Origin of the sequence: Streptomyces glaucus, from assembly GCF_039533365.1 — a bacterium.
In the GTDB taxonomy this organism is placed as follows: Bacteria; Actinomycetota; Actinomycetes; order Streptomycetales; family Streptomycetaceae; genus Streptomyces; species Streptomyces glaucus.
The window spans coordinates 107,320-132,696 of the sequence record NZ_BAAATK010000004.1; the positions used below are offsets into that span (position 1 = coordinate 107,320).

Consider the following 25,377-nt stretch of genomic DNA (forward strand, 5'->3'; position numbering starts at 1 on the left):
TGCCCGAGGGCGGCCGGGCCACCGTACCGGCCGCGGTGAGTCCGCGGCGGCCGCCGGCCGCCGACAGCACCGACGCCGTCTACGAGTCCGCCGACGGCGGCCGCACCTGGATGCTCCGCCATCGTCCGGTGACCGGTCGGGAATACCCCTGGCCATATACCCCCTGGGGGTATATGGTTGCGGTTGTGGGACCGCCACCGGCCCACACTGCGAAGCCGAACAGGGGATGACGGGTCATGGACCACACCACGCACCACACCGGTACCGCGCACGGCCACGGCCACCACGGTCACGCCGAGCACGCCGGGCACGGCGGCCACGGCAAGGGCGCGTCCTGGTCGACGGCGGTGAAGGCGACACTCCACTGCCTGACCGGGTGTGCCATCGGCGAGATCCTCGGCATGGTCATCGGCACCGCCCTGCTGTGGGGCAACGTGCCCACCATGATCCTGGCGATCACCTTGGCCTTCGTCTTCGGCTACTCCTTCACCCTCTTCGCCGTGGTGCGCGCCGGACTCTCCCTGAAGGCCGCCATCAAGGTGGCGCTGGCCGCCGACACCGTCTCCATCGCGGTGATGGAACTGGTCGACAACGCGATCATCGCCCTCACACCGGGCGCCATGGACGCGCACCTGTCGGACGGGCTGTTCTGGTCGGCGCTGCTCGGCGGCTTCGCCGTGGCGTTCGTGATCACCACGCCGGTCAACAAGTGGATGATCGGCCGAGGCAAGGGCCACGCCGTCGTCCACGCCTACCACTGACCCGCACCAGCACAGCACCGGGCGGCCCCTTCGGCATCGAAGGGGCCGCCCGGCCATGTGCGCGACGGCGTCAGCCCAGGCCGGTGAGCAACTCGTTGCACGCCTGCTCGCAGCGCCGGCATGCCTCGGCGCAGATGCGGCAGTGCTCGTGCACGTCCGCGTGTGCGGCGCACTCGTCCCCGCACGCCTTGCAGACGGTGGCGCAGGCCTGAAGCACGGCCCGGGTGATGTTGGCGTCGTAGCCGGTGTGCCGGGACAGGACGGATGCGGTCGCGGTGCAGATGTCGGCGCAGTCCATGTCGGTGCGGATGCACTTGGTCAGCTCGCCGACCATGCCCTCCGACAGGCACGCGTCCGCACATGCGGTACACGCCTGCGCGCAGGCCAGGCACTCCTCGATGCACCGGGCCATGGCCTCCCGGTCCACGCCGCCCAGGTCGGCCGGGTAGGTGCGGAGCATGTCGTTGACGGAAGTGGTCATGAGAGACACTCCTGTTCTGCTGCGGGCAGGGCGCGAAACGCCCGCCGGTGACGCCTGCCGGGTATCACTGCGCAAAGCGCCGCAAACTACTGCCGTCCTGCGACGTCCCACCCGGACGCCCCGGCTCGGCCGCCCTCGGGGACAGCCCTCGTACCTCCCGGTCACCGCTGGCACGGCTTCGTCCGCCGCTGGTGCGTACGGCCGCGCGACAAGCCGGCGCACGGTGCCCGTGCCGTCAGCGCCGGGCACGGCACCGTGCGCGGGTTTTCACCGAGTCACGCGGCGGATCACAGCGGTCTCACTCGTGCCGATGGGAACCGAGGGCGGGCCGGTGCCGTACCGGGCCCGGACGTGGCGGGTCTGGGCGGTGCACACCGAACGGTCCGGGCCGCGGTTGTCCGGCAGGGCGACGGTGAAGCCGCCGGTGAGATGGCGGGCCGACGGCAGCAGGCTGTAGCGGTCCGGGCCGCCGCCGTACAGCGGGACCAGTCCGGGCCCTTGCCCCGGGGCCGTGCCGTGCAGTCGGCAGCCGCCGCTGCCGGGGTAGACGAAGTCGCGCATGCGGCCTTCCTCGTGCGCCATGAACGGCGCCCTCCCCGGGGACGGGAGGAGCAACGGAGAAACGAGGGCGGGCCTGGTGGTCCGCCCCTCGCCCGTGCGGCGAGGGCAAGGTGTCAGCCAGCGGCCTTGAAGCCGCGCAGGCGCAGGCTGTTGCCGACGACGAGGACCGGGGGAGAACGCCATCGCGGCTCCGGCGATCATCGGGTTGAGCAGTCCGGCCGCGGCGAGGGGGAGGGCGGCGACGTTGTAGGCGAAGGCCCGGAACAGGTTGGACTTGATGGTGCCGAGCGTCTTGCGGGCCAGGCGGACGGCGTCGGCGGCGGCACGCAGGTCGCCGCCCACCAGGGTGAGATCGCCGGCCCGTTCGGCGGCGCCCGTGGCCACCGTCGCCGCGATCGGGTGCTCGAAGGCGCGCTCCAGCGCCCCCGCCAGGCGCAGCACCTCGTCTTCGTCGGCGCCCTCGGCGACCAGGCGGCCGCAGGCGTTCACGGTCGCTCCGGTGACGGCGTCCCCGGTGCCGACCTCGACGGGTACGGACTCGCCGGTGGGCATGGAGGCGTCGACGGCGGAGGTGCCCTCGGCGACCGTGCCGTCGGTGGCGATCTTCTCGCCCGGCCGGACCAGGAAGCGGTCGCCGGCTGCGGCCGGTGATGTCCTTCACCGACGCCCGGAGCACGGCGGTGGGTCATCACTTCACGGCGGCGGTGACTTCATCGGCCCCGGCCCCGGCCGGTGATGGCCGGGCAACGGAACCGATGTCCGTGCTCAGGGTGCGACCCCGGAGCCGCGGCGCCCCGGACGGGTGAGCCGCGGGGCACCGCGGTGTCAGACGCCGAAGGCTGCGGGGTACCGGATGGTGCCGACCGGAACCGGACGGCCGGTGACGAGCGGCAGGGCCATCATGGCCTCGTCGGGTGCCTCGAAAGGCGCCCGGATGCCGAAGCGGGAAGCGGAGGTGAAGCCGAACCGCGGGTAGTAGCCGGCGTGTCCCAGGACGAGGACCAGGTTCTCTCCCATGGTCCGGGCGGCGTCCAGAGCGGCGCGGATGGCGGCGGAGCCCGCACCGGCGCGTTGGGCCGAGGGCAGGACCGCGCACGGTGCCAGCGCGAGGGCGGGCTCGCCGTCGACGTGGCAGCGTGTGAGCAGCGCATACCCGACCGGGGCGCCGTCGGAGGCAGTGGCCACCATGGACAGGCCCTCGATCCACGCCTTCGGGTCGGCGCGCAGGGCGTCGACGATGTCGGCTTCCAGGGGGGTGGGGAAGGCGGCGAGCAGGATGCCGCGGATGGCGGGGATGTCCTCGGCGGTTTCCGGGCGGGTGGTCCAGGTGGGCATGGCGTTCCCGTTCTCGTGGGTGTTGTCGTGCCGGTGGAGGAGGTGAGCGGCGTAGTTGCAGTCGCTGCCGTACTCCCGGGCCCTGTCCTGGTGGCCGGCTGCGGTGATCCGGTGGGATCCGAGCCCGATGCGCTGCCACCCGCTGCGAAACATCGAGGCGAGAGCGACAGCCGCGTTCCCTGCAAGACGGGGATGACACCGGCCCGCAGGTCCTTGGCGACCACCGAACTCGCCTCGCCCCGGGCGAACCGCACGGCCGCCCGAAGCCGTAACCCCTCGCGGAACCGCTGCCGCTCGGCGGTCGGCCCGCCCCTCGTGGATACCGCATGCGCCGGTGATACCGCAGGCGACTGCCGCCCGTCAGCCCCTACGCCACCACGAGTTCAGCCTCGGCAACGCCCTTCCGAAGCGACTACAAGGCGTCCAGCACATGCCGCACCACTGTGCGGGGGTCTGCGTGCGGATTGGCGGCCACTGACCGGAACCAGCGCTGTCCGTCGATGTCCGCCGTGCTCACCCAGGCAGCGTCCAACCGGCCGTGCACTGCTTCGGCGTCATGGTCGGTCGGCCGCCAGTTGACGACTCCGGTGCGCGGAGGCCGCCACAGGGTGAGGCGGGGTTCGGCGGCGACCAGATCGGCGAGGGAGTCGGCGGTGGTCAGACAGGCGTCGATGCGTTGGGTGATTCCCCGGGTGCCCCAGGCGAGCAGTGTGACGGCGAGGGGAAGGACCGAGGCTCCTCTGGAACCCAGCAGTCCGATGTTCGGCGCAGCCAGGTACCCTCCGCCGAAACTGATCACTCGATGTGCTTCGGCGGCTCTGGCGAAGAGCACCATGGCACTGCCCTTGGGCTGGAAGAACCACTTGTGCAGGGAGATGCCGACCGAGTCGGCCAGGTCCATCCCTTCCAGCACCTCGGCACGTGAGGAGAAACGCAGCGCCCCGGCCCATGCGGCGTCCACGTGACGCCAGGCCGCGCCCCGGCCGGCGGTCAGGGTGTCCACCGCGCCGGTGGCGACTGTCCCGGCGGTCAGCACCAGCACGCTGCGCGACAGATCGTCGGGGAGCAAGTCCTCGCGCAGGTTCTGCCGGTCGTCGACGGGCACCTGGAGATAATCCATGCCCAGGACATGGGCGGCCTTGGCGACGCTCAGATGCGCGGCCGAGGAGGCGATCACTTGTGTCGCGTCCGTCAGTTCCCTGGCCGCCCAGAGCGCGGTGAGATTGGCGATGGTGGAGCCCGGGACGAAGTGGCCCCCGTCCATGCCGTATGCGGAGGCCATCCACCGCATCACTCGCTCCTCCAGCGCACGCGCTGCGGGAGCGGTGTCCGGGTGCAGGAGATTCTGGTTGGTCGCCGCTGCCCACATCGCCGCTGCCCAGGCGTGCCACGGCGTGGGAGGGTCCATGTGTGCGAAGAAGCCCGGATGGTCGAGGCGGCTGGCCTTCTCGAACGCCGTGGCCGACAGCGCGTCGAGCGCTGCGTGTCCGCCGATGCCGTCCTGGGGCAGTTCGTCCGGCAGGTCTGCTGTCATGTCCGGCGCGACGTGCGGTACTCCCGGATTGTGCAGCTCGCGCAGCAGTGTGTGCACTGCGCGGGTCAGACCCGATTCGTCCGGGAGGAAATCACTGTCGAAATTCATGGACGCTTTGCTCGCTTTCCTGGTGATTCGGCCGATCCGGTTCGTTCCGTGCTCCTGGGTGTGAGCTGGCCTGTTTCGGGAACCGTCCCGAAGGTCAAGTCTGGGTACGACCTCGACCACTTCGACCGTTTTCACCTGAGCGGCCGCCGTGCCGGCGTGATCGGGCAGCACTGCCGCGTCGGGCGTGAGGAGGCCCTGAAACGCGCTTTCGTCACCGAAGGCCAGGGTGATGCGTACGCACTCCATGAGGAGTCGCTGCGCTGTGCGGTCCGGAGCCGAACGCGGGCCGATGGGTGCGGACGCGCTGCCGCCGTACGCGTCTTCACGGCCCCTGCCGAGGACGTCTCTTCGCGGCGGTCCCGCAGCGCGCGGCGGATGCGCGGGCCGACCTCCTCCTCTGCGTGAGCGGCGCCCACCGCCCCTCTCACAAGTCCAGGAGATCTTCGTAGAACCCGCCGAAACCGCCACGCCGGTCGATCAGATGGATCTCCAGGATCCAATGGCAGACCCGGCCCGAGCGATCCCGTCGGCGCAGCGGCAGGTCGTTGCCGGGCGTGATGTACGACTGGACGAGCGCGTCCTTGATGCGCTCATGCGGGAATTCCCCCACCAAGTGCCCGGCGTGCCAGCCGCCCAGTTCCCACCCGGAATCCCGGGCCAGCCGCTCGATCTCCGCGTACAGACGCGCTGCCGTCAGGTCCGGGTGGCTGTCGAAGAAGCGCTTGCCCTCGGCGAACAGGGCGGGGAGGGCATCGCGGAGTCGTAACCGGGCGGGGTCGTCGCCGAGCACGTACGTGCGTCCGAAGTCGGCTTCCCACTGGTCGAAGATCGGTCCGAAGTCCACGAAGGCGATGTCGTCGGCGCCGATCACTCGGTCGGGCGGATTGTCCTCGTACGGCCTGAGGGTGTTCGGCCCGCACCGCACGATCCGCTTGTGCCAGTACCGGGTAGTGCCGAACAGGTCGTGCGCCAGGTCCCGGACCTCGTCACTGACGGTGCGCTCCCGCTTGCCAGGCATGATCAGTCCTCGAGTGCTCACCTCGGTGAACAGTTCGACGGCCTGTGCCCGGGCTTCCAGCAGTCGTGCCGCGCGGGTGGATTCATCGAGCATGGGTGTCCTCACAGGTGTCGGCTAGAACGACGGATCGGGGAACAGTACGCGTTCCAGGTCGGTGGCCGGCGGCCGGCCGACCCGGGCTGCGAGATCGGCCCGGGAGCCTGTCTCCCCTGCGAGGATTCCGCCGAGCAGGGCTCCCGTGTCCCGGCGCAGGAAGACTTTGGCGTAGCGGGAGACACCTTCCCGGAAGGTCATCTCAATGGCGCTTCCGTCCTCACCCGGGGTCCTCCCGAACGTCGCCACATGGACGCCGAGCAGTTTCAGCTCGGTGGAGGTGTCCATGGCGTCGAGCGGCTCGCTGGGACGGCCTGTCAGCTGGCGGGCGACGCTCTGCGCCATCCGGTATCCCGGCGCGACCAGGCCATGACAGCGTCCTAGCACGGCCGCGCACTCTCCGACCGCCCAGACGTGGGCGTCCGAGGTACGGCAGAGAACGTCCGTGAGGTACCCGCCACGGTCACCGAGCCGCAGAGCCGGAGCAACTGGAAGATCGTCCCGGGGGCGCACTCCGGCAGCGAAGACGACCAGGTCGGTGTCGAGCACGGTGCCGTCGCTGAGGGTGACGGACCGCGCCGCGCCGTGCGGCCCCGCGTGCACTGCCGTGACCGTGGTACCGCAGTGCAGGTGCAGGCCCAGGCGATCGGCCCCGTGCTGCAGGATGTGCGCGGCCTCCACGTCGAGCTGTGCCGGCATCAGATGGGGCGCGGCTTCCACGAGATGGGGTTGCATCCCCAGCAACTGTAGTCCCTGCGCCGCCTCCAGCCCCAGCAGGCCGCCGCCGACGACAACCGCGGGCCGTCCCGGCCGGACCGCGGCACGCAACGCGTCGGCGTCCTCCAGCGTCCGCTGGACGAAGCAGTTGCCGAGTTCCCGGCCGGGCACAGGCGGAACGAACGGACGTGAGCCGGTGGCCAGCACCAATGCGTCGTATCGGAGCACATCACCGTCGGCCGTCCGTACCGTGCGGGCCCGCCGGTCGACATGGACGGCCGGCGTTCCGGAGCGCACATCGATCCGTGGATCCGCCGCGAACTCAGGTGCGACGAGGCTGAGCTCTGCCCGGCTGCGGCCTCCAAGGTAGGCGGACAACCGCACACGGTCGTAGGCCGGCTCCCGTTCCTCGCCCAGCACGACCACGCGCCACCGGCGATCCCGGTCCAGCTCGCGGAGTGCGTCCACGAGCCGGTGACCGACCATCCCGTGCCCGATCACGATCAGAGTGGCTGTCATGGTGTCGGCTCCAGTTCCCGTCCGGAGGCATCCGCCCAGCCCGCGCAGAGCCTCTCCACCCGCTCGGTGCAGCTGCCGCAGCCCGTGGTGGCGCGGGTGGCCCGAATCAGAGCGGGAACGGTCCGGGCGCCGAGTTCCCAGGCGCCGGCAAGCTGTTGCCGGGAGACGTGGTTGCACAGGCACACCACGGAGTCCGTCCGATCGTCGTCCTCGGCCGGAGAGAGCTGTGACCGGATGCCGAGGAGGAGGTTCAGGCGGTCGGAGGGGACGGGCAGGCCGCGCCGGTACAGATGACTGACAGTGGCGATCGCCTCTGGCAGGCCGAGCAGCACGGCGGCGGCGATCCGGTCGCCGTCCAGCGCCAGCCGCGCGTAGCGCCGGCCCGCCGGGTCGAGCAGGCCGACGGTCCGGACGCCGCTCCGCCGGAAGGCGGCGAGTGGCCCGACACACGCCACGTCCACTGCATGAGTGCGCAGGCGCAGGACGGCGGGAGTGGGACGATGCGCCGCCTCGCGGCCCGTCAGCACCGCGGCCAGGGTGTCGGCCTGCGTGAGCGCGGACTCGTAGCCGGCCACGGTGCGTCCCGCATGCTCGGCACAGTCCCCGATGGCGTGGACGCGGCTGTCACTGGTGCGCAGCGCGTCGTCCACGACGATCCCGTGGTGCACCCTGATACCGGCCGCGCGGGCGAGCCGGACCTCGGGTTCCACGCCGGTGCACAGCACCAGGCTGTCGGCAGGCGCCTTGGTGCCGTCGTCGAGCAGCAGGTGACCCGGCTCGCGCGCTATGGCCCTGCGCCCGCCGAGGACCTCGACCCCGGCCTTTTGCAGTCGTGCGGTCAGCAGTGCCGCGCCGGTGCCGCCGAGCCGTTCGTGCAGCGGGTGGGGGCCGGAGCAGACCAGGGTGGTCGCGGTGCCCCGCAGGGCCAGTGCGCTCGCCGTCTCCACGCCGAGCGGTCCGCCTCCGAGTACCGTCACAGCTGCGCCCTGTATGCGGTCGCAGTCGGCGACCTCGCGCAGTGTGGTGACACCCGGCGCGAGTCGCCCGGTCCGGTCGTCCACCCCGGGGAGCGGGGGGATCGCCGGGCGGGCACCGCAGGCGAGTACGAGGACGTCGTAGGGATGCGCGGTGACGGTGTCCCCTTGCCGGGCGTGCACCACGCGGCGGGCGGTGTCGACGGCGGTCGCGACGGTTCCGGTCAGCACACGGGCGCCGGGCTCGGGTTCCGGGCGGAGCAGGGCGGCATCGAGCCGGCCCTGCAGGACGGTGGTCAGCAACGGACGGTGCTGGACGGGGTGGTGCTCCGCGGACAGCACGGTCACGGTTCCGTCGTGCCCGTGGCGCCGCAACCCGCGCAGCAGCCGGTGAGTGGCCGGACCATGGCCGATGACGAGGATGTGGCTCACGGCGTCACTCCGGGAGGGGGTCGAGCCGGACGGCGCTGGCCTTGAATTCGGGCATGCCGCTACGGGGGTCCAGAGCAGGGTTGGTGAAGAGGTTGGCTCGGCCGTCCCCGCCGAAGTGGAAGGGGACGAACACGGTGTCTGGTCGCAGCGTGGGATCGAGCCGGACGCGGGCGGTCATGCTGCCTCGGGCCGAGGTCACTCGTGCCAGGGTTCCGTCGGCCAGGCCGTGACGGGCCGCTGTGTCCGGGTGGACCTCCACGAACGCTTCGGGGGCGACCGCGGCGAGTTCGGTCACGCGGCGGGTCTGCGCACCTGACTGGTAGTGGGCGAGGATCCGGCCGGTGGTGGCGTGCACGGGGTAGTCCGCGTCGGTGCTCTCGGCGGGTCCGTCGTGCTCGACGTCGGCGAAACGCGCGCGTCCGTCGGGGTGGGCGAATCCGTCGAGGAACAGGCGGGGGGTGCCCGGGTGCGGGGTGCCGGTGTCCGGGCACGGCCAGTACAGGGCCTCGCCCGCATCCAGCCGGTCGTAGGTGATGCCTGAGTAGTCCGCACGTCCGCCTCTGGAAGCGGCGCGTAGTTCCTCGAAGACCTCGCGGGGCTCCGTCGGATAGCGTTCGGCCGGTTCGCCGAGCCGTACGGCGATGTCGTGCAGGATCTCCAGGTCGCTGCGGACCAGCGGCGGGGGGCTGAGCAGGGCACGCCGGCGCAGGACCCGGCCCTCCAGATTGGTCAGGGTGCCCTCCTCCTCCGCCCACTGGGTCACCGGCAGGACGACATCGGCTGCCCGCGCCGTCTCGGAGGGGACGAAGTCGGCCACGACCAGCAGGTCGAGCGAGGCGAGACGTGCCGCGATCCGTGCCGCGTGCGGGGCGGAGACCACCGGGTTGGAGCCCAGGACGAGCAGCGCGCGGGGCCCGTGCTCCTCACCGAGCGCGTCGAGCAGTTCGTACGCCCGCAGTCCGGGTTCGGGCAGCCGGTCAGGCGGCACCCCCCAGACACCGGCGACGTGGGCGCGGTCCGCGGGGTCGGTCAGCGAACGGTAGCCGGGCAGCTGGTCGGTCTTCTGTCCGTGCTCGCGTCCGCCCTGGCCGTTGCCCTGGCCGGTGAGACAGCCGTAGCCGCCGCCCGAAGTACCCGGCAGACCGAGGGCCAGTGCGAGGTTGATGAATGCCGCCGCTGTCGCCGTGCCTTGCCGGTGTTGCTCGACACCGCGGCCGGTCAGGATGTAGCTGTCGCGGCTTGCGGCGAGCAGCTGGACGGCCGTGCGCTGGGCGTGCGCGGAGACACCGGTGACGGCCTCGGTACGCTCGGGCCACCACGCGGCGGCGCGGGCCGCGATCGTCTCGAACCCGCGGGTGCGTCGGTCGACGTACGTCTTGTCGATCAGCCCGTCGGTGATGGCCAGGTGCAGCAGTCCCAGCGCGAGGGCCAGGTCGGTGCCGAGCGCGGGCTGCAGATGCAGTGCGGCACGGCGGGCGGTGGCACTGTGGCGCGGGTCCACGACGATCAGCCGGGCTTTGTCGAGATGTTGCATCAGGGGAGGCATGGTTTCGGCGACGTTGGCCCCGGCCAGCAGCACGGTCCGCGCCCGCGCGAGGTCGGTGACGGGGAAGGGCAGGCCCCGGTCCACGCCGAAGGCGTCGTTGCCGGCCGCAGCGGCGGAGGACATGCAGAAGCGGCCGTTGTAGTCGATGTTGCTCGTGCCCAGGGCCAGCCGGGCGAACTTGCCGAGCATGTAGGCCTTCTCGTTGGTCAGGCCGCCCCCGCCGAAGACGGCCAGCGCATCCGGGCCGTACCGGGTCCGGACGCGGTCCAGGCCGTCGGCGACGGTGTCCAGAGCGCTGTCCCACGAGGCGGTCAGGAGCCTGCCGTCACGGCCCCGCACGAGGGGAGTGGTCAGCCGGTCGGGCGCGGTGAGGACCTCCTGCGCGGTCCAGCCCTTCCGGCAGAGCCGGCCACGGTTGACCGGGAAGTCGGCGGGCTCGACGGTCACGGCCGCGGCACTACGGCCGGTGATCCGGGTGCCGCACTGCAGAGCACAGTACGGGCAGTGTGTCCGGACCGTGGCGAGGGCGTCAGACACGGCTGGCCTCCCGCGTCCCGTCCGGCGCGGTCGAGTCCTGGTTCGCCTCCCGGCGCAGGTAGACGGACCGGATGATCAGGACGCACACGCCGTAGTAGGCGAGGAAGGACAGGAAGGCTGGTGTTCCGGAGCCGGAACCGTCCGCGTAGGAGACCGTGAAGGCGACGTTGATGACCGCCCCGCCCAGCGCTCCCGCGGCGCCGGCGATGGCGATGGCCGCGCCGGACAGCCGGCGGGCCCGTGCGAAGGCCTGGGCGGCGTCGGCACCACCGGTCACCGCGACCTCCGCGCGCCGGGCGAAGACGCCGGGAATCATCTTGTAGGCGGACCCGTTGCCCAGGCCGCTGAGGACGAAGAGCGCGGTGAATCCGCCGACGAACAAGCCGAAGGAGCCGGTGAGGGAGGCGACGACGAGCAGTGTGGTTCCGGTGGCCATACCGAGGAAGTTCCACAGGGTCACGCGCGCCCCGCCCAGCCGGTCGGCCAACCGGCCGCCCAGCGGCCGGAAGAGGGAACCGAGGAGCGGGCCGAGGAAGGTGTACCCCATCGCCTGCACGGGTGAGGTGCCGAACTCGTACTGAAGCACCAGTCCGAAGGCGAAGCCGAACCCGATGAACGAACCGAACGTGCCGATGTAGAGCAGGCAGATCCACCAGGTGTCCGGGCACCGGGCGGCCTCGCGCTGAACCTCGGGGGCCGTGCGGACGGCGTCCACGTTGTCCATCAGCCGTGCTGCCAGGACCGCGACGACGATGATGAGCGGCAGGTAGACAGCCGCGACGTACTCCGGGTGGTCACGTCCGGTGGTGTGGATCACCGCGAGGCCGATCAGCTGGACCGTCGCGACCCCGAGGTTGCCGCCTCCGGCGTTGAGTCCCAAGGCCCAGCCCTGGTGCCGTTGCGGGAAGAAGGCGGTGATGTTCGTCATGGACGAGGCGAAAGTGCCGCCGCCCACTCCGCCGAGGGCGCCGACGAGCAGGAACACCCATAGCGGCGTGCCGGGCTGTCCCACGAAGTACAGGGCGAGTGCGGCGGGAACGAGCAGGATCAGTGTGGCGAACACGGTCCAATCGCGCCCGCCGAAACGGGTGACCGCGTAGCTGTAGGGCAGCCTCAGCAAGGCTCCGACGACCGTGGGGGTGGCGACCAGCAGGAACTTCTCGCCGGGCGTGAACGCCAGCCCGGTTTCGGGGGTCATGAAGAGCACAAGGACGGACCACAAGGTCCACACCGAGAAACCGATGTGCTCGCTGAGGACGGACAGGGCGAGATTGCGGTGGGCCACGCGACGACCGCCCTGGTGCCAGGCGTCCTCGTCCTCGGGGTCCCAGCCGGTGAGCCATCTGCGCTTCGAGTTCTTTTCAGCCATGGTGTGGGTACTCCGGGCCGCGCCTTCTGGTTCGGCGCGGACTTGGGGCTGCGGTGGGAGCGGGACGACGGTGTCCGAGCGCGGGCTACGGTGGTTCGGATGCCGCTGGGCGGTGCGGTCAGACGCGCGCGACCAGGGCCTTGCGGAACTGCTCGATGACGCCGTCCAGCAGGCCGGCGCTTTCGGGCCGGATGCTCAGGCCGCCGTCGAGCCGGGTCAGGTGCGTGTCGAGCAGAAAGAAGCTCTGTACGACGTGCCGGGCACCGAGCGAGTGCGCCACCGGGCGCAGTGCGTAGTCCAGTACCAGCACGTGTGCGGTGCTGCCGCCGGTGGCCAGTGGAAGGACGACTTTGTGGGTGAAGCCGTGCTGGGGCAGCAGATCGAGGAACATTTTCAGCAGTCCGGAGAAGCTCGCCTTGTAGGTCGGTGTGGCCAGGACGATGCCGTCGGCCAGGGCGACCTGCTTCAGGGCCTCGGCGATCCGCGGGTCCGTGATGTCTGCCCTGAGGAGTGGTTCCGCCGGGAGGTCGCGCACTTTCAGATGCCCGGCGTGCCATTCGTCCTCGGCCAGCCGCCGTGCTACGTAGTCACCGACGAGTTCGGTCCGGGAGGTCGGGGAGGGGCTCCCCGAGATCACCAGTACGTGGGACATGGTCACTCCCATGGAGGGGCGGGTTGACGTCGTCTGCGGTCCGGGAGGGGGCCCGGTGCGGGCCCCCTCCCGGCGTGGTTCAGGACGGCCAGCCGAAAGCGCTGACGGTGTCACGGGCGCGCTGCGGCTCGGGGTCGTTGAAGACGAAGCAGCGGGTGTTGGAGACGCTGCCGCCGGCCGCCTGCGCCGTGGAGAAGATCAGCACCGGCTTCGGGGCGCCGTCCCGGGTGACGAAGTTCGCCCGGAAGTTGATGATCGGCGAGTCCTCGTCCCAGCGGGAGAGGAAGTCGTCCAGCAGGCCCTGGTCTTCGTAGATCTTGCGGATGTGCTGGCCGACGTACTCCGTCGGCTGTCCGCTGTACTCGACCAAGGCGACGTCGGCCGGGTTGGCGTGCATGACCTGGCCGTTGACGCCGATCAGGTGGATGGCCACCGGCGCGACCTCGTAGAACTCGCGCAGCACCGACTCGTGTTCCTTGGTCGGGGCCAGGACCGGGTTGCTCCGTTCGTCGACCGCGCGGATCCAGGCGGCGGCGTCGGAGGTGGGGTCCACGTCGCTGGTGCTGGGGACCGGCAGCCGCTGGCCGAGTTCCGGCCGGCTGACCCAGTGGATCCTGGTGGTGTCACCGGCGCCGGCGACTACGGCGTTCACCGCGGCGGCGCGCTCCTGCGTGCCGTCGGCGCTGAGGTAGGTGACTCGGGCGTTCTCGATGCGGCCGTTCCTGTCCAGGTCCGCCAGCAGCTGCGGGAGCGCGTCGTTGCCCGCGGCCCGGATCCGGCCGCCGAGGTGGTCGGCCTCTCCGTGCATGAGGACGGACTGCGCCTTGTTGTGCAGCAGGACGGCACCGGATCGGTCGGTGATCGTGATGCCGACGGAGCTGTTGCCGACCACGTCGATCAGCTGCTCGATGGTGGGCGCGCTGGGGTGCTCGACTGTCATGTTCGACTCCTTCATGTGGGTGGTGAGGCGGGCAGGGGGCCGCGGCGGCCGTCCACCAGGCCGGTAAGGGCTCCGGCGACGGCAGCCGGGTCGGAGAGGTAGTAGTCGTGCCCGCCGGGAAAGGTGAACGTCCCGAGGAGCGGGCCGGTGGTGAAGGAGGCCCACGGGGCCATGTCGGCGGGCCGGGCGAAGGGATCGTCCGCGCCGCTGAACAGCGCGATCGGTGCGCGGACCGGCCGGTGAGTGACACGGTGTTCCCGGCGCATCCGCACGTCCCGTGCCAGCCAGGTGCCGCCTGGGTCGTCGTCCTGGCCGGTGGTGTGCCGCAGCGCCGCGAACGCTGCGGCCACGGCGGTGCGCGAGGTGTGGCCGGGCTCCCGGGCGCCGGAGACGGACAAGCTGCGAACGGCGTGCCGGGGGTGGGCCTCGAGCCGGATGACCAGTTCGTAGGCGGACAGCGCGCCGAGGCTGTGTCCGAAGAGGTGCAGTCGCCGTCCGTGCGGCAGCAGTGCGGTGATGTCGTCCAGCCAGCGATCGACGGCGGCCGTCACGGATCCGGGTTCCTCCTGGCCGGCCAGTCGGCCGCGCCCGGGCATTTCGCAGTGGAGGGCGGGCAAGGTTTCCGGCAGGTGCTCCCCGACGGAGAGGTAGGGCGACTCGACACTTCCGGCGGGCGGAAGAAAAAGCACGGCATCGGTCGTTTCTCGAAGGCTGCCTTGTATCACGACGGCCCGTTCCACTATGCCACCTCCTCGCGTCGCGGCATGACTGTTCTCACCTATACGGAGAGGAAGTTTTTTTCGATGTCCTTGAGGGTGCGGAAGGAGTCGAGGTCGACGGCTGTGAACTCCATCATTTCGCCGCGCAGCTCTTCGATGTGCAGGACAAGTTCCACGAACTGCAGTGAATCGATGATCCGTGACTCGATGATGTCGGTCTCCGGATTCACGTCGTCCTCGGTGAGTTCGGGGTTGCGGCGAAGGATCCAGGCGCGTACGTCCTGCCAGGTGGCCGCCATCACAGACTCTCCGAGCCGGCCAGTTGTGCGACGAAGGCGTTGAACGCCGCGACCCGGTCGGCGACCTCTGAGATGAGCGCCAGGTCGGAGGGACTGATCGGGCCACGCCGGTGCTCCTCGCCGCGCAGCGCGATCAGATGGCCCCCGTGCACCCCCCGGTAGGTCATGGGCAGGGCCACGGCCGACTCCGCCTGCCACTGGCGCAGCCGCGTCAGATGCCCCGGGTCGGTCTGCTTCACCAGGCCTTCGTGTGCGCTGATCACGATCTTCTCGGTGCCGTTCTCGGAGAGGAGGTTCCGCACCCCCTCCAGTGCCGTGGAGTAACCGGTCGGCGACTGGACGACGAGCTGGGAGTGGGTGGCCAGGGCCCCCAGGGAGACGGCGGAGGCGAAGAACGGGACGCAGGCCTTGGCGACCGCCGGCACGACCTCCTTGAGCTGAGGGGTCTGCTGCACGGTTGCACTGATGTGGGCGAGGAATCCGAGGGATTCCTCGGCGGCTTTGCGGCCCGCGATGTAGCGCAGTGCGGTGTTCCAGTTCTCGGTCGAGGTTTTCTGGTCGTTCTCAGGCATGGATGTCCCTCGGTGGCGAAGGTGCTGGGGAGGTCGCAGTGCGGGAATTCGGAGAATACATCCGCGCGGTCGCCGGGCGATGAGCAGCTCCGGTCGTGCTGGCTTTTCCGCGCTTCGACCCTAGCAGTGGCATTCGCGCGCCGCAATACCTTCCCCTTTTCCTGAATCATTACCGGGAACAGGGTCGACGAAGAAGCGCGCGTATATCCGTGAAATGGTCCGACTGTTATTCCGTGACGGAATCGCGTGAACCGTGGGGTGATGTGTGCGCCGTGGTGGGCCGGTGGCGGCCTGCCAAGGTCAGACGAAGCGGACGTCCGGGTCGAGCAGGCACAGCTGCCCGTCGGCGAGGTGCAGCCGGTCGTTGCTGTAGTTGAGCGCGGCCGACCGCAGGTCCCGCAGGCTCTTTTCCAGCAGTGTCGGCGAGTCCTGCAGATATCCGTGGCGCAGACCTACGGCGTCCACCAACTCGTCGACGGCCCGGTAGCACTCCTCGGAGGCGGTGATCTTCAGACTGTTCAGCAGGAGCTGACTGCTCGCGTCGGACAGGTCGACGTCGCTCGCCACCAATGCCTCGGTACGGCGGAGCAGGGCATGGACCGTGTCGAGGCGCTGCCTCACCCGGGAGAGCCGGGTCATCAGCAGTTGCGAGCTCAGGTCGAAGCGTTTGCGGCCGGCCGGGTCGCGTAGCAGGCGCACCACTCGGGACAGGGCCCCGGCCGCGGTGCCCAGCCATACCGCTGACCAGCCGATGTGGGCCAGCGGTCCGAACACGGACTGTGCGATCTGGTGGAAGGCGCCGTGCTGACCGATCACCTGGCGTGCGGGGACGGATCCAGTGAGCGTCAGGGGCAGGCTGTGGCTGGCGCGCATCCCCATCGGGCACCACTCGCCGGTGCCCTCGATCCGCAGCTGATGCCGGTGGGCGTAGACGAGGGAGACGTGGTGGTCGGCGGTCGCGTGCGGGCTGCGCATGGTGATGAGGAATCCATCCGCCGCGGTGCCGCCCGTCACGATCGGCGCGACCCGGTCGATCAACAGGGTGTCGTCGCTCTCCTGCAAGGGCGCGTACGAGCGGAACAGATGACCGCCCTTGCCCGGTTCGGTGGTCACCGAGGCCAGGTACAGGTCGCCGGCGGCGAGTTGGGCGAGCAGTTCTTCACGCAGGGGTGAGGCGGCGTACCGGACGATCGCCTCGGACTGCTGGCAATGCATCACGAAGATCATCCCGACGGACATGTCGACCCGGCCGAGAGCCATGCCGGCGTCCACCAGATCGGTGAGGGTGCCCGAACAGCCGCCGTGTTCGGCGGGTACGAGCAGCCCGAGCAGTCCGGTGCGGCGCATCTCCGCGAGAGCCTGCTCGGGGAAGACGGCGTCGCGATCGGTGGCCTCCAGGTGCTCCTCGGCCACCCGCGCGACGGAGGCGACACGCTCGGCGAGACTCGTCGCCGCCCCCTCCCGGGCCGGCGCGGACGTCTGCGGTGGTGTGAGCTTGGCCGAAGTGGTCGTCACGATGCCTCATTCCGGTGGACGGCGGACGTGTGCAGCGACCGGTGGTCGATCTTTCCGTTGTGGGTCAGGGGCAACGCGTCCCATTCCCGCCAGCGCCTGGGCACCATCGCGGCCGGCAGCTGCGCGCTCAGCGCCTCTTGCAGCACGGTCGCGGAAACCGGGGTGCGTACGCTGTAGTGGGCGACCAGTTCACCGTGCTCGCCCTCGCCGGAGACGACGACCGCGCACTGGTCCACGGCCGGATGCCGACTGAGTACCACCTCGATCTCACCCAGTTCCATCCGGACTCCGGACACCTTCACCTGGCGGTCACCGCGGCCGAGGTAATACACGACGCCGTTGTCGACGCGGGCCAGGTCGCCTGTCCGGTACAAGCGGCCGGTGGCGGAAGCGGAGTCGAAGGGGTCGTGGAAGAAGGCTCGATTCGTGGTGTCGGGGTCGTTGAGATAGCCCAGGCCCACACCCGTGCCGCCGACGAACAACTCACCGCTTTCGCCCGGTTCCGCCGCCCGCCACCGGCCGCTCTCGGTCTCCTCGACCAGTACGTACAGCGCGGTGTTGGCGACAGGGGTGCCGACGGGCAGCCGAGCACCGGTCAGGTCGGCGGCCGTCACGACATGGTGGGTCACGTCGTCCGAGCACTCCGTGGGACCGTATGCGTTGACTATGGACACGTGAGGCAGGACTCCCAGAGCGCGTTCGGCGACCGCCGGATACAGCTCCTCCCCGGTGGACAGCAGCCACCGCAGTGAGGGCAGTCCTCTCTCGCCGCCGACGCGACTCAGATGGTCCGCGAGCCAGCCGATGACGGTGGGGACGAGTTCCACGACGGTGACGGCCGCAGTATCGAGGGCGCCGATGAGCCAGCGGGGCAGACGCATGGCGTCGTCGCCCACCACTACCAGCCGTCCGCCGACCAGCAGCGGGCACAGCATCTGCCAGACGGAGATGTCGAAGACCAGCGGAGCGGTGAACGCGACCGCGTCGTCCGGGCCCAGGTCCAGGTCGGTCGCCTTGGCCCACAGATGGTTGAGCATGCCCTGGTGCTCGACCACGGCCCCCTTGGGCCGGCCGGTGGTGCCGGAGGTGAAGATCGTGTATCGGACTTCGTGGGAGCGGTCGCCACTGCGGCTCGGCAGCGTGGCGGCCCGGGCGTCTGACTCCGGCAGGAGCAGAATGTCGGTCTTCCTGGTCACGGCGGCCGCCCGCGCGGCGTGCGCGGTGCCGCCGCTGTAGTCCACCAGTAGCCTGGCCCGGCTGCGACCGAGTACGTCACGGACACGCACTTCGGGCCAGTTCTGGTCGAGCGGCAGATACGATGCGCCCAGGGCTTCCAGCGCGAGGAAGACGACCGGGGTGTGGACGCTGCGGCTTCCGACTGTGGCCACGACGTCGCCGGGGCGCACCCCTGCGGTGCTCAGTGCGTCCCGCGCCGCCGCGACGCGGCCCAGTAACTCCTGGTAGCTCACGGTCAGGTCGCCGTCGACAACGGCCGGACGGTCGGGGCCGCGTTCGGAGTGACCGATGACATGGTCCAGCAGGGCGGTCCCGGTGTCGAGCGCACGGGTATGGCGCAGGGCGAGCTTTCGCGCCCGGTCGACGCTGTCGGGCATCAGGGGAAGTCGTGCCCGCACCGGGGTCGAGGTCGTGTGCGTGGGGAGGGAAGTCATCGCCGGCCCCCTTCCGGACCTGGGGCGCTGTGCCGGTCGAGGTCGTGGAAGAACCCGTCGACCGGCTTCAATCGGCCGCCTTCCCGGGCGCGCGTGTGCACATGTCGCCCGACCGTCAGGTCCAGGACGCCGAGCCCGAACGGCGAGAACACCACCGTGCGGTCGGCCGGCGCCTTCAACGCCCCGGTGAGCACGTCGTACAGGGTGCCGTCCAGGAAATCCCGTCCTCCGGTGCGCTGTTCGGCGAGGTGGACCGACGTGTCCGCCTTGAGGACGTGCTCGATGTCATCCACCACGTTGAAGCTGTCCAGGATGACGTCCGTGCCCAGGTCGCGCAGCGACACATGCAGCACCAGTGGGTGGTGGGCGAACCAGGACGGATCGAGCAGGTGTGGTGTTGCCGCGGTGGTCGCGCAGACGATGACGTCGCTGGAGCGGACCAGTTCCTCCGCGGAGTCCAGTACATGGACCGGCGCGTCGTTCCTGGTGGTGCGCAGGTGGTCGGCGAATGCGTGCGCGTACTCGGTGGACAGGTCGTGGACGGCGTACTCGCGCGGGGTCCGGTCCAGTGCGGTCAGGTAGGAATGCACATGCCGCGCGATGAGTCCGGTTCCGAGGTAGCCGACGCGCCCGGGCGCGGGCCGGTTTTCACCGAGAGCACGGGCTGCCACGGCGGCGGAGGCGGCCGTCCGCACGGCACTGATGATCGAGCTCTCCAGACAGGCGTACGGGTAGCCGGTGGAGGGGTCGTTGAGGATCAGGACCGCGGATGCGCGAGGGATGCCGTAGTCGAGGTTGGAAGGAAAGCTGGAGATCCACTTGATGCCGTCGACCGGCCGGCCGCCACCCACCGACGCGGGCAAGGCGATGATGCGGGCTGTGGGCCGGTCGGGGAACCTGAGGAAGTACGACGGAGGGTTGACCGTGTGGCCCTCCCCGTGCAGGCGGTAGGCGGCCTCGACGAGGTCGATGATCTCCGTCTGCCGTCCGTCGAGCACCTCGTGCACGGTGCTTCCCGGAACCACGCAGAACTGAGGGGCTTTGGTCTGCTCGCTCACGATGTCTCCAGGATCTTGTCCAGGCCGTCCTGGCCGTAGTAACGGCCGACCCATGCGTCGTTGTAAATGGTGTTGATGTAGCGCTCTCCCAGGTCGGGCGCTATGGCCACAGCTGTGCGCGTGGCGCCCCCGTGGTGCGAGAGCCACTGCGCGGCGGCAGTGATCACCGTTCCGGAGGAACCCCCGAGGAGAAGTCCGCGGGCGGCGAGCCTGCGGCAGGTGTGGATGGTGTCCACCTCGTGGATGCGGATGACCTCATCCACGAGATCGGAGTCGATCAACGGCATGGGCGCACTGGCGCCGAGCCCCGGGATGTGCCGCGGCCCGGGGGCGCCGGCGAAGCTCACCGAGCCCACGCTGTCGACTGCGATGATGCGGATCTCCGGCCGGTGCTCACGGAAGTAGCGGGCGCAGCCCATCAGGGTTCCCCCGGTGCCTGTTCCGATGAAGAGGGTGTCGAGATCGGGGAAGTCCTTGGCGAGGAGGGTCGCGGTGTTCTCGTAGTGGGCTATCCAGTTGGCCGGGTTTTCGTACTGGTTGAGCCAGACATGATGCGGGTTGCGTGCGCAGTCGCTGCGGACGTACGCCTTGCGGGCGGCGAGGTAGCTACCGGAGGCATCGGGCTCGTCCACGACGACGACCTCGGCCCCGAGGGCTCGTATCAGCGCCATGGTGGCCGGGTTGCAGTTCGGGTCGGTGACGCAGATGAACTTCATCCCCTTGGAAGCCGCGATCACGGCGAGTGCCACGCCGAGATTCCCGGAGGAGGACTCGATGAGAACCGAGTCCGGCCCGATCAGCCCGTCGCGCTGGGCTGCCTCGACCATCCGGACGGCGGGCTGAATCTTGATGGAGCCTGCGAAGTTGAAACCCTCACACTTGAGATGCAGCGGAAGCCCCAGGCTGGCGCGCAGGTCGATGTACACATCGCCGTCGATGAGTTCGTGCGCTGCGGAGATGACGGTCATGAACAGTCTTCACTTCCGTTCATCGGCGCGGTCCGGTGGCGGGCCGCGCCGAGAGGGCGGGGAACCGAGAAGCGGATGGCGCAAGGTATCGGCATCGGCCCCTCGCGGACCGGCTCGGTGTCGTGAGCGCGAGGTCCGGGGCCACGGGTTTACAGGTGGGGGGAACCGTGGGTGCCGGCCGGGCCCGGGAGATCCGGCGTCGAGCCGGTGGGACGTGTCTTCCAGTCAGCCATGTGCATCCCGTCGAACAGGCAGGGCTCGGTCGGCAGAGACCGGGCACGTACGCGCCGCGGCCGCGAGGATGCGGGGCGGGTGGGCGCGGTGCCCTGTCTCTGACCTCACACTGACACCGGTGTGTCGAGAGTCATGACGAGAAACGCTCAAGAGCCAGGTGGCACTCGGTGCGAGGGTTGCCGGAATGCGAACACGGCCTCCGTCTGGTCCGGTGCTCCGATGGAGGGGAAGCGGTTGACCAGTACGAAGGCCGTGGGAGCGTGAGTTTGCCACGTCACGGTGTCCGGCTGCCGGCTCCAGCCCGTGCGCCGGCTGGCCCTGACCGGTTGCTCCGTCACGTCTGCGACCGTAGGGAACACCTGTCGGACCGGGGGTGCTTACACCTGCCCTGCCCGACTCGTACCCCGAGACACGACCGGCCCCGGCCTCGGCGGTCATCACAGGCGTGACCGCATCGGTGGCGGCTTCTGGAGGAGGCAGGCCTCACAGTTGACGAGGGCCTTTTATTTCGTCGGGCTTCCGGTCGTACTGAGCGCGAGATCCGTGTATGCGCTCTTGTGCGAATTCAGTATCGTGGTCTGCAGTTGCTGCAGCGGGTAACCCGGTTCGATTCCGATCTCGTCTATGAGCCGGGTACGCAGGCGGACGAACACCTCGAGGGCAGCAGCACGGCGCCCATTGAGGGCCAAAGCGCGCATGTACTGGGCATGCAGTCCCTCATGGTAGGGATGCTCACTCGTCAGTGAGGCGAGTTCGGCGATCACCTGCTGGTGCAGGCCGGCCTCGATGCGAGCGTCGATCAGTGCCTCGATCGTGTCCAGCCGGGACTCCTCCAGCATGAGCTTGCGCGCCTCCAGCACGGCTCCGGTGGGCACGTCCGTGAGGACGCCGCCGCGCCACATGCCCAGCGCCTGCTCGAGTTCCTGGATGCCGGTGTGACTGTCGCCGTCGGCGAGGGCCTGGCGCCCCTGGTCGGCCAGTTGCATGAAGTCCAGCCAGTCCAGGCGCAGGGCGGAGCTGTGCAGGCGGTAGCCGTTGTCCTGGGTGACCAGCAGTTGGTTCGCGACGTCTTCGGCCGTGAGTTCGGTGATGCCGGCGAGCGCCTTGCGGATGTTGAAGATGTACGTCTGCAGGGTCCGCAGGGCGGTGGCTGGTGGCTGCTCGGGCCACAGCTCGCGGGTCAACGTGGAAACGGGCATCACCTGATCCGGGTGCATGCCGAGCATGGCGAGGGCCGTCCGTATTTTGGGTGCCATGCTTACCGGTTTCTCGGCATCCTCGGCATGGAGGCGCATCGGACCCAGCAGTCCGATTCTCGCTCGGGCCTGCTTTCGGGTGTCCATGGGTCCGACTGCGGCACCGTACATCTGACCTGCCGCACACATGCTGACGCGCATACCGTCCCCTCCTCGTGGTCAAGCGTTCAGCAGTCATCGTGCATGTACCTGGGGACTGCTACGCCAACATACGTAGCGTAACTCCGTCGTAACCAGATGGAGATCTAGCCGCTTGGCTTTTTCCCGTCTGTTCCGAACTGGCCAGAAGAAGTGTGCGAGGCGCCGTCGTGACGGCATGCGAAAGCGAAGACTCCGTACCCGTCATGCGTTGCTCGTGGCCGTCTACGATTGTTTTTCGTCAGATCGCCGAAAGGTCAGCGTCCGCATCTGTCGCATATTGAGATGCCCGAGCGATGCCGTTTGCAATGTCTTTGCTCAAGTGGCCGGGCGGGCGGGCCGCCGTGACAGGTGATTCCCATGTCCTTCATGCCGCTCACTCGCTGCCGTCACGTGAGTCGGGCTCGGTATGCGGAAGGGCGGTGAGCGCGGCCACCTCGCCCTGGCACAGCATCACGATGGCGTTGCAGCTGCACTTGCAGTACTCGACCTCACCGTTCGACGTCGAGTGTGCGGACAGGAGGCGCCAGGTCGGCGTGCCGGTGGAGGACGTGCAGCCCCAGGTCCGTAGCGGACACCTCTCCGCGGCCGGCGGGGCCGCCGTATCACTGGTCCCCGCGCCCGACCGGAGCGGGGGACGCGATGTCTCAGCGGAGACCGGGCTGGACGGGAGAGTGTTCGGCATCGGCTTCTTCTCCCTTCGGTGTCGTGCTGTCGGAGGGCGGCACGACGGGTTCGGGCAGGGTGTGGAACAGGAGCCAGGCGAGGAAGGGCATCAAGACGAGTGGGGCCAAAGCGGTCTGCAGCGATGTCCGGTCAGCGAGGGTTCCGATGACCGGGCTGATCAGACCACCGATGCTCACGGTGAGACCGAGGGTGATACCACTGGCAGTGCCGACCCGGGAAGGCAGGTAGTCCTGACCGAGCGTGACCTGGAGCGAGAACGGGATGTACAGACCGGCGGAGGTCAGGATGACGAACAGGTAGAGAGCCGGGCCGGGGACGAAGACCAGGCCGGCGATGGACCCGGCCGTCAGCAGGTACGACCAGCGCGAGACCCGAACCCGGTCCCAGCGGTTCGCCAGCGCACCGCCCAACACGCTGCCCACCGCGCCGCCCAGGTATAGGAGGAACAGTGCGGCCGTGCCGGCGGCCTTGCTGCCGTCCATGCGCTCGGTGGCATACAGGGAGACGAAGGTGCTCAGGCCGATGAAGGCGATGGAGCGGCACACCACGGCGAGCGAGAGCCGTACGAAGGCCGCCTTGTCGTCCTTCGCCGTCACGGGCGACGCGGCCGCGCCGGACAGCCGGGTCTCCAGCACGCGCAGCACGGGAAGGCAGAGCGCGGCACCGACCACGGCCGGCAGCACGAGCAGCGGAGTGAGGCCCAGTCCCCCGACGGCTACCACGGCGGCGACCATGACCGGGGCCAGCGCGAAGCCGAGGTTGCCGCCCAGCGAGAACCAGCCCATCGCACTGTGGCTGCCGTCGCTGGCGACTCTGGCCACCCGCGCGGACTCCGGGTGGTAGGCGGCGACACCGACTCCGGAGACCGCGACGACCGCCAACGTCACTGCGTAGGAGTCGCTCACCCCGCTCAGCGCGATGCCCACCCCCGCGAGCAGGGTGCTGACCGGCAGCAGCCAGGGCATCGCCCGGCGGTCGGTCAGTACGCCGAAGACCGGTTGAGCCACCGATGACAGCAACGAGGCGGCGAGCACGATGCCTGAGACGGCGGCATAGCTGTAGGCGCGCTCGGCAACGAAGAACGGCACGAGAGAGGCGACAGCACCCTGGTAGACGTCGACGCAGCCGTGCCCGACGGACAAGAGCGTGATGGAGAGTTTTCTTCGCACCTCATCATCGTGAGCGCTGCCCGTCGTGTCGCGCTTCCGATAAGCTGCCAGACGATGACGAAAGTCCGCCACACGCCCGTAGCCCCTACCCGCACACAGCGACTGGCGTCCGGAGCGGAGATTGAAGCGCACCGGCACGACGACCACCAGATCGTCTATGCAGGCCGGGGCGTGCTGTCCGTGACCACGAGCGCCGGTTCCTGGGTCGCTCCGGCAACTCGCGCCATCTGGGTTCCCGCCGATACCGTCCATGCCCACCAGGCGCACGGCGACCTTGAGCTGCACCTCGTAGGGCTCCCCGCGCGGGAGAATCCGCTGCGTCTGGACGCGCCTACCGTACTCTCCGTAAGCCCTCTGCTACGGGAGTTGATCATCGCCTATACCCGCACGGAGGACGATGACAGCCCGGAGCGGATGCGGCTGCGTGCGGTGCTGCTCGACCAGTTGAGGATTTCGGTGCAGCAACCCATGCACCTGCCCACGCCGAGCAATGCCGTGCTGCGGAGGGTGTGCGACCTCCTGAGGGCCGACCCGTCGGACAGCCGCACACTCGCCGAGCTGGGGCGGGAGGTCGGAGCGAGCGATCGCACGCTCTCCCGGCTGTTCCACAAGGACCTCGGCATGACGTTCCCTCAGTGGCGCACCCAGCTGCGGCTCCACCACGCACTGGTTCTGCTGGCCGAGCAGACGCCGGTGACCAAGGTCGCGAACCAGTGCGGGTGGTCCTCCACCAGCGCCTTCATCGATGTGTTCCGCCGGGCGTTCGGTCATACGCCGGGGACGCACTCCCGATGACCGGGCCGGCTCGGGCCGGCAGTCCGCAGTGCTGCGGCGCGGGGCCGTGAACCGCTTGGTGGAGACGGCGTCGCTCAATGAGATCGTTTCATCTTGAACTCGCAGGTCGCGGTACTGGTGTGAGCCCGTGATGCGGTCCTCGTGCTGGCAGGCGGAGTGATCGTCGTCGGGTGATCGTCTGTCACTGCTGGACTTCGCGGTTCGCCAGAACGAGCAGGGCTCATAGCAGCGTGGTGGCGTAATGGGCGTTCATGCGGTTGCCGGCTGCGCATGTGTGTGACGTGCCCCGTCGGACAAGATGGCGCCCGCCCCCGAAGTCGTAGCGGGTCTTCCGCAGATCCCGATGTGCTCAAAACCCGGTGAACCAATTCACGACCGACTTCGTCTAGACGGTTGAGATTCGTAGACGCTGTTATCCGGGTGCGCTCTTACCGTCAAGCTGCAATCCTTCCATAGAGGTAGATATGCCCCTTTCCGTAATCCTGCTCTTCTTTGTCTCAGCCGTCACGCTTTCTGTATACAGGTTTGTGCGGCGCCGACTGACCACCGGCGCGGCGTTGGGAGTGGCGGTTGGCGCTCTGGGGCTCCAGCTCTTCGGTCTTTGGGTCATGGCCGAGCTCACATTCGCTAACATGGGCTGAGCTCGGCCCTGTCGGGGATCTTGAAGTTTTCCGGTGCGTCGCCGTGGCCGGTGGGCATGCTCGGGGTGTCCCTGGAGTC

At 69.5% G+C, this 25,377-nt stretch carries 22 protein-coding genes and 1 pseudogene; 2 read left to right on the forward strand and 21 right to left on the reverse strand.

Annotated elements, in window-relative coordinates; translation table 11 throughout:
- Window positions 1-236 precede the first annotated feature (236 nt).
- The gene (locus ABD363_RS04545) at window positions 237-761 is read left to right on the forward strand and encodes a DUF4396 domain-containing protein (protein WP_344600036.1); all 525 of its coding nucleotides are present in this window, start codon (window positions 237-239) and stop codon (window positions 759-761) included.
- Window positions 762-831: 70 nt separating this feature from the next.
- Here the strand turns inward: ABD363_RS04545 and ABD363_RS04550 are convergent, their stop codons facing one another.
- From ABD363_RS04550 to ABD363_RS04650, 21 genes and pseudogenes are all read right to left on the reverse strand, one after another.
- Window positions 832-1,242 (reverse strand): four-helix bundle copper-binding protein, encoded by a 411-nt coding sequence (locus ABD363_RS04550; RefSeq protein ID WP_344600037.1) that lies wholly within the window; start codon window positions 1,240-1,242, stop codon window positions 832-834.
- Window positions 1,243-1,509: 267 nt separating this feature from the next.
- Window positions 1,510-1,824, reverse strand: a complete 315-nt coding sequence (locus ABD363_RS04555; protein ID WP_344600038.1) for a hypothetical protein — start codon at window positions 1,822-1,824, stop codon at window positions 1,510-1,512.
- Between the two features lie 92 nt (window positions 1,825-1,916).
- Window positions 1,917-2,415, reverse strand: a pseudogene (locus tag ABD363_RS04560) (P-type ATPase actuator domain-containing protein); the annotation flags it as partial.
- 213 nt (window positions 2,416-2,628) lie between these two features.
- Complete coding sequence (locus tag ABD363_RS04565) at window positions 2,629-3,138, reverse strand: GNAT family N-acetyltransferase (protein ID WP_344600152.1); 510 nt, start codon at window positions 3,136-3,138, stop codon at window positions 2,629-2,631.
- A 412-nt stretch (window positions 3,139-3,550) separates the two neighbouring features.
- Complete coding sequence (locus ABD363_RS04570) at window positions 3,551-5,026, reverse strand: pyridoxal phosphate-dependent decarboxylase family protein (protein WP_344600039.1); 1,476 nt, start codon at window positions 5,024-5,026, stop codon at window positions 3,551-3,553.
- Window positions 5,027-5,204: 178 nt separating this feature from the next.
- Entirely contained in the window at window positions 5,205-5,891 is a 687-nt protein-coding gene (locus tag ABD363_RS04575; protein WP_344600040.1) for a M24 family metallopeptidase, read from the reverse strand.
- A 21-nt stretch (window positions 5,892-5,912) separates the two neighbouring features.
- Window positions 5,913-7,109: an NAD(P)/FAD-dependent oxidoreductase gene (locus ABD363_RS04580; protein ID WP_344600041.1), complete on the reverse strand. Its 1,197-nt coding sequence runs from the start codon at window positions 7,107-7,109 to the stop codon at window positions 5,913-5,915.
- Between the two features lie 14 nt (window positions 7,110-7,123).
- Window positions 7,124-8,533: an FAD-dependent oxidoreductase gene (locus ABD363_RS04585; protein ID WP_344600042.1), complete on the reverse strand. Its 1,410-nt coding sequence runs from the start codon at window positions 8,531-8,533 to the stop codon at window positions 7,124-7,126.
- 4 nt (window positions 8,534-8,537) lie between these two features.
- Entirely contained in the window at window positions 8,538-10,616 is a 2,079-nt protein-coding gene (locus ABD363_RS04590) for a molybdopterin oxidoreductase family protein (RefSeq protein ID WP_344600043.1), read from the reverse strand.
- Window positions 10,609-11,985: an MFS transporter gene (locus ABD363_RS04595; RefSeq protein ID WP_344600044.1), complete on the reverse strand. Its 1,377-nt coding sequence runs from the start codon at window positions 11,983-11,985 to the stop codon at window positions 10,609-10,611. Before ABD363_RS04595 ends, ABD363_RS04590 begins: the two co-directional genes overlap by 8 nt.
- A gap of 118 nt (window positions 11,986-12,103) precedes the next feature.
- Window positions 12,104-12,637 carry an NADPH-dependent FMN reductase gene (ssuE, locus tag ABD363_RS04600; protein ID WP_344600045.1) on the reverse strand — a complete coding sequence of 178 codons (534 nt, stop codon included), beginning with the start codon at window positions 12,635-12,637 and terminating at the stop codon, window positions 12,104-12,106.
- A gap of 79 nt (window positions 12,638-12,716) precedes the next feature.
- Window positions 12,717-13,577 carry a nitrogen regulation protein NR(II) gene (locus tag ABD363_RS04605; RefSeq protein WP_344600046.1) on the reverse strand — a complete coding sequence of 287 codons (861 nt, stop codon included), beginning with the start codon at window positions 13,575-13,577 and terminating at the stop codon, window positions 12,717-12,719.
- Window positions 13,578-13,588: 11 nt separating this feature from the next.
- Window positions 13,589-14,317 carry a thioesterase II family protein gene (locus ABD363_RS04610; protein ID WP_344600047.1) on the reverse strand — a complete coding sequence of 243 codons (729 nt, stop codon included), beginning with the start codon at window positions 14,315-14,317 and terminating at the stop codon, window positions 13,589-13,591.
- 38 nt (window positions 14,318-14,355) lie between these two features.
- Window positions 14,356-14,595, reverse strand: a complete 240-nt coding sequence (locus tag ABD363_RS04615; protein ID WP_344600048.1) for a phosphopantetheine-binding protein — start codon at window positions 14,593-14,595, stop codon at window positions 14,356-14,358.
- Window positions 14,595-15,167: a hypothetical protein gene (locus ABD363_RS04620; RefSeq protein WP_344600049.1), complete on the reverse strand. Its 573-nt coding sequence runs from the start codon at window positions 15,165-15,167 to the stop codon at window positions 14,595-14,597. Before ABD363_RS04620 ends, ABD363_RS04615 begins: the two co-directional genes overlap by 1 nt.
- A gap of 300 nt (window positions 15,168-15,467) precedes the next feature.
- Window positions 15,468-16,682: an acyl-CoA dehydrogenase family protein gene (locus tag ABD363_RS04625; protein ID WP_344600050.1), complete on the reverse strand. Its 1,215-nt coding sequence runs from the start codon at window positions 16,680-16,682 to the stop codon at window positions 15,468-15,470.
- Window positions 16,679-18,352: an amino acid adenylation domain-containing protein gene (locus ABD363_RS04630; RefSeq protein WP_344600051.1), complete on the reverse strand. Its 1,674-nt coding sequence runs from the start codon at window positions 18,350-18,352 to the stop codon at window positions 16,679-16,681. The genes ABD363_RS04625 and ABD363_RS04630 overlap by 4 nt, the downstream gene beginning before the upstream one ends.
- Window positions 18,349-19,410: a 2,3-diaminopropionate biosynthesis protein SbnB gene (gene sbnB, locus ABD363_RS04635; protein ID WP_344600052.1), complete on the reverse strand. Its 1,062-nt coding sequence runs from the start codon at window positions 19,408-19,410 to the stop codon at window positions 18,349-18,351. Before sbnB ends, ABD363_RS04630 begins: the two co-directional genes overlap by 4 nt.
- Window positions 19,407-20,378, reverse strand: coding sequence for a 2,3-diaminopropionate biosynthesis protein SbnA (gene sbnA / locus ABD363_RS04640; RefSeq protein ID WP_344600053.1), 972 nt, complete (start codon window positions 20,376-20,378; stop codon window positions 19,407-19,409). Before sbnA ends, sbnB begins: the two co-directional genes overlap by 4 nt.
- Before the next feature lie 737 nt (window positions 20,379-21,115).
- On the reverse strand, window positions 21,116-22,009 hold the full coding sequence (locus tag ABD363_RS04645) for an AfsR/SARP family transcriptional regulator (RefSeq protein WP_344600054.1): 894 nt from the start codon (window positions 22,007-22,009) through the stop codon (window positions 21,116-21,118).
- Window positions 22,010-22,653: 644 nt separating this feature from the next.
- Window positions 22,654-23,862 (reverse strand): MFS transporter, encoded by a 1,209-nt coding sequence (locus ABD363_RS04650; RefSeq protein ID WP_344600055.1) that lies wholly within the window; start codon window positions 23,860-23,862, stop codon window positions 22,654-22,656.
- 54 nt (window positions 23,863-23,916) lie between these two features.
- Here ABD363_RS04650 and ABD363_RS04655 point away from each other — a divergent pair, with 54 nt between their 5' ends.
- Complete coding sequence (locus ABD363_RS04655) at window positions 23,917-24,657, forward strand: AraC family transcriptional regulator (protein WP_344600056.1); 741 nt, start codon at window positions 23,917-23,919, stop codon at window positions 24,655-24,657.
- The last annotated feature ends 720 nt before the right edge of the window (window positions 24,658-25,377 follow it).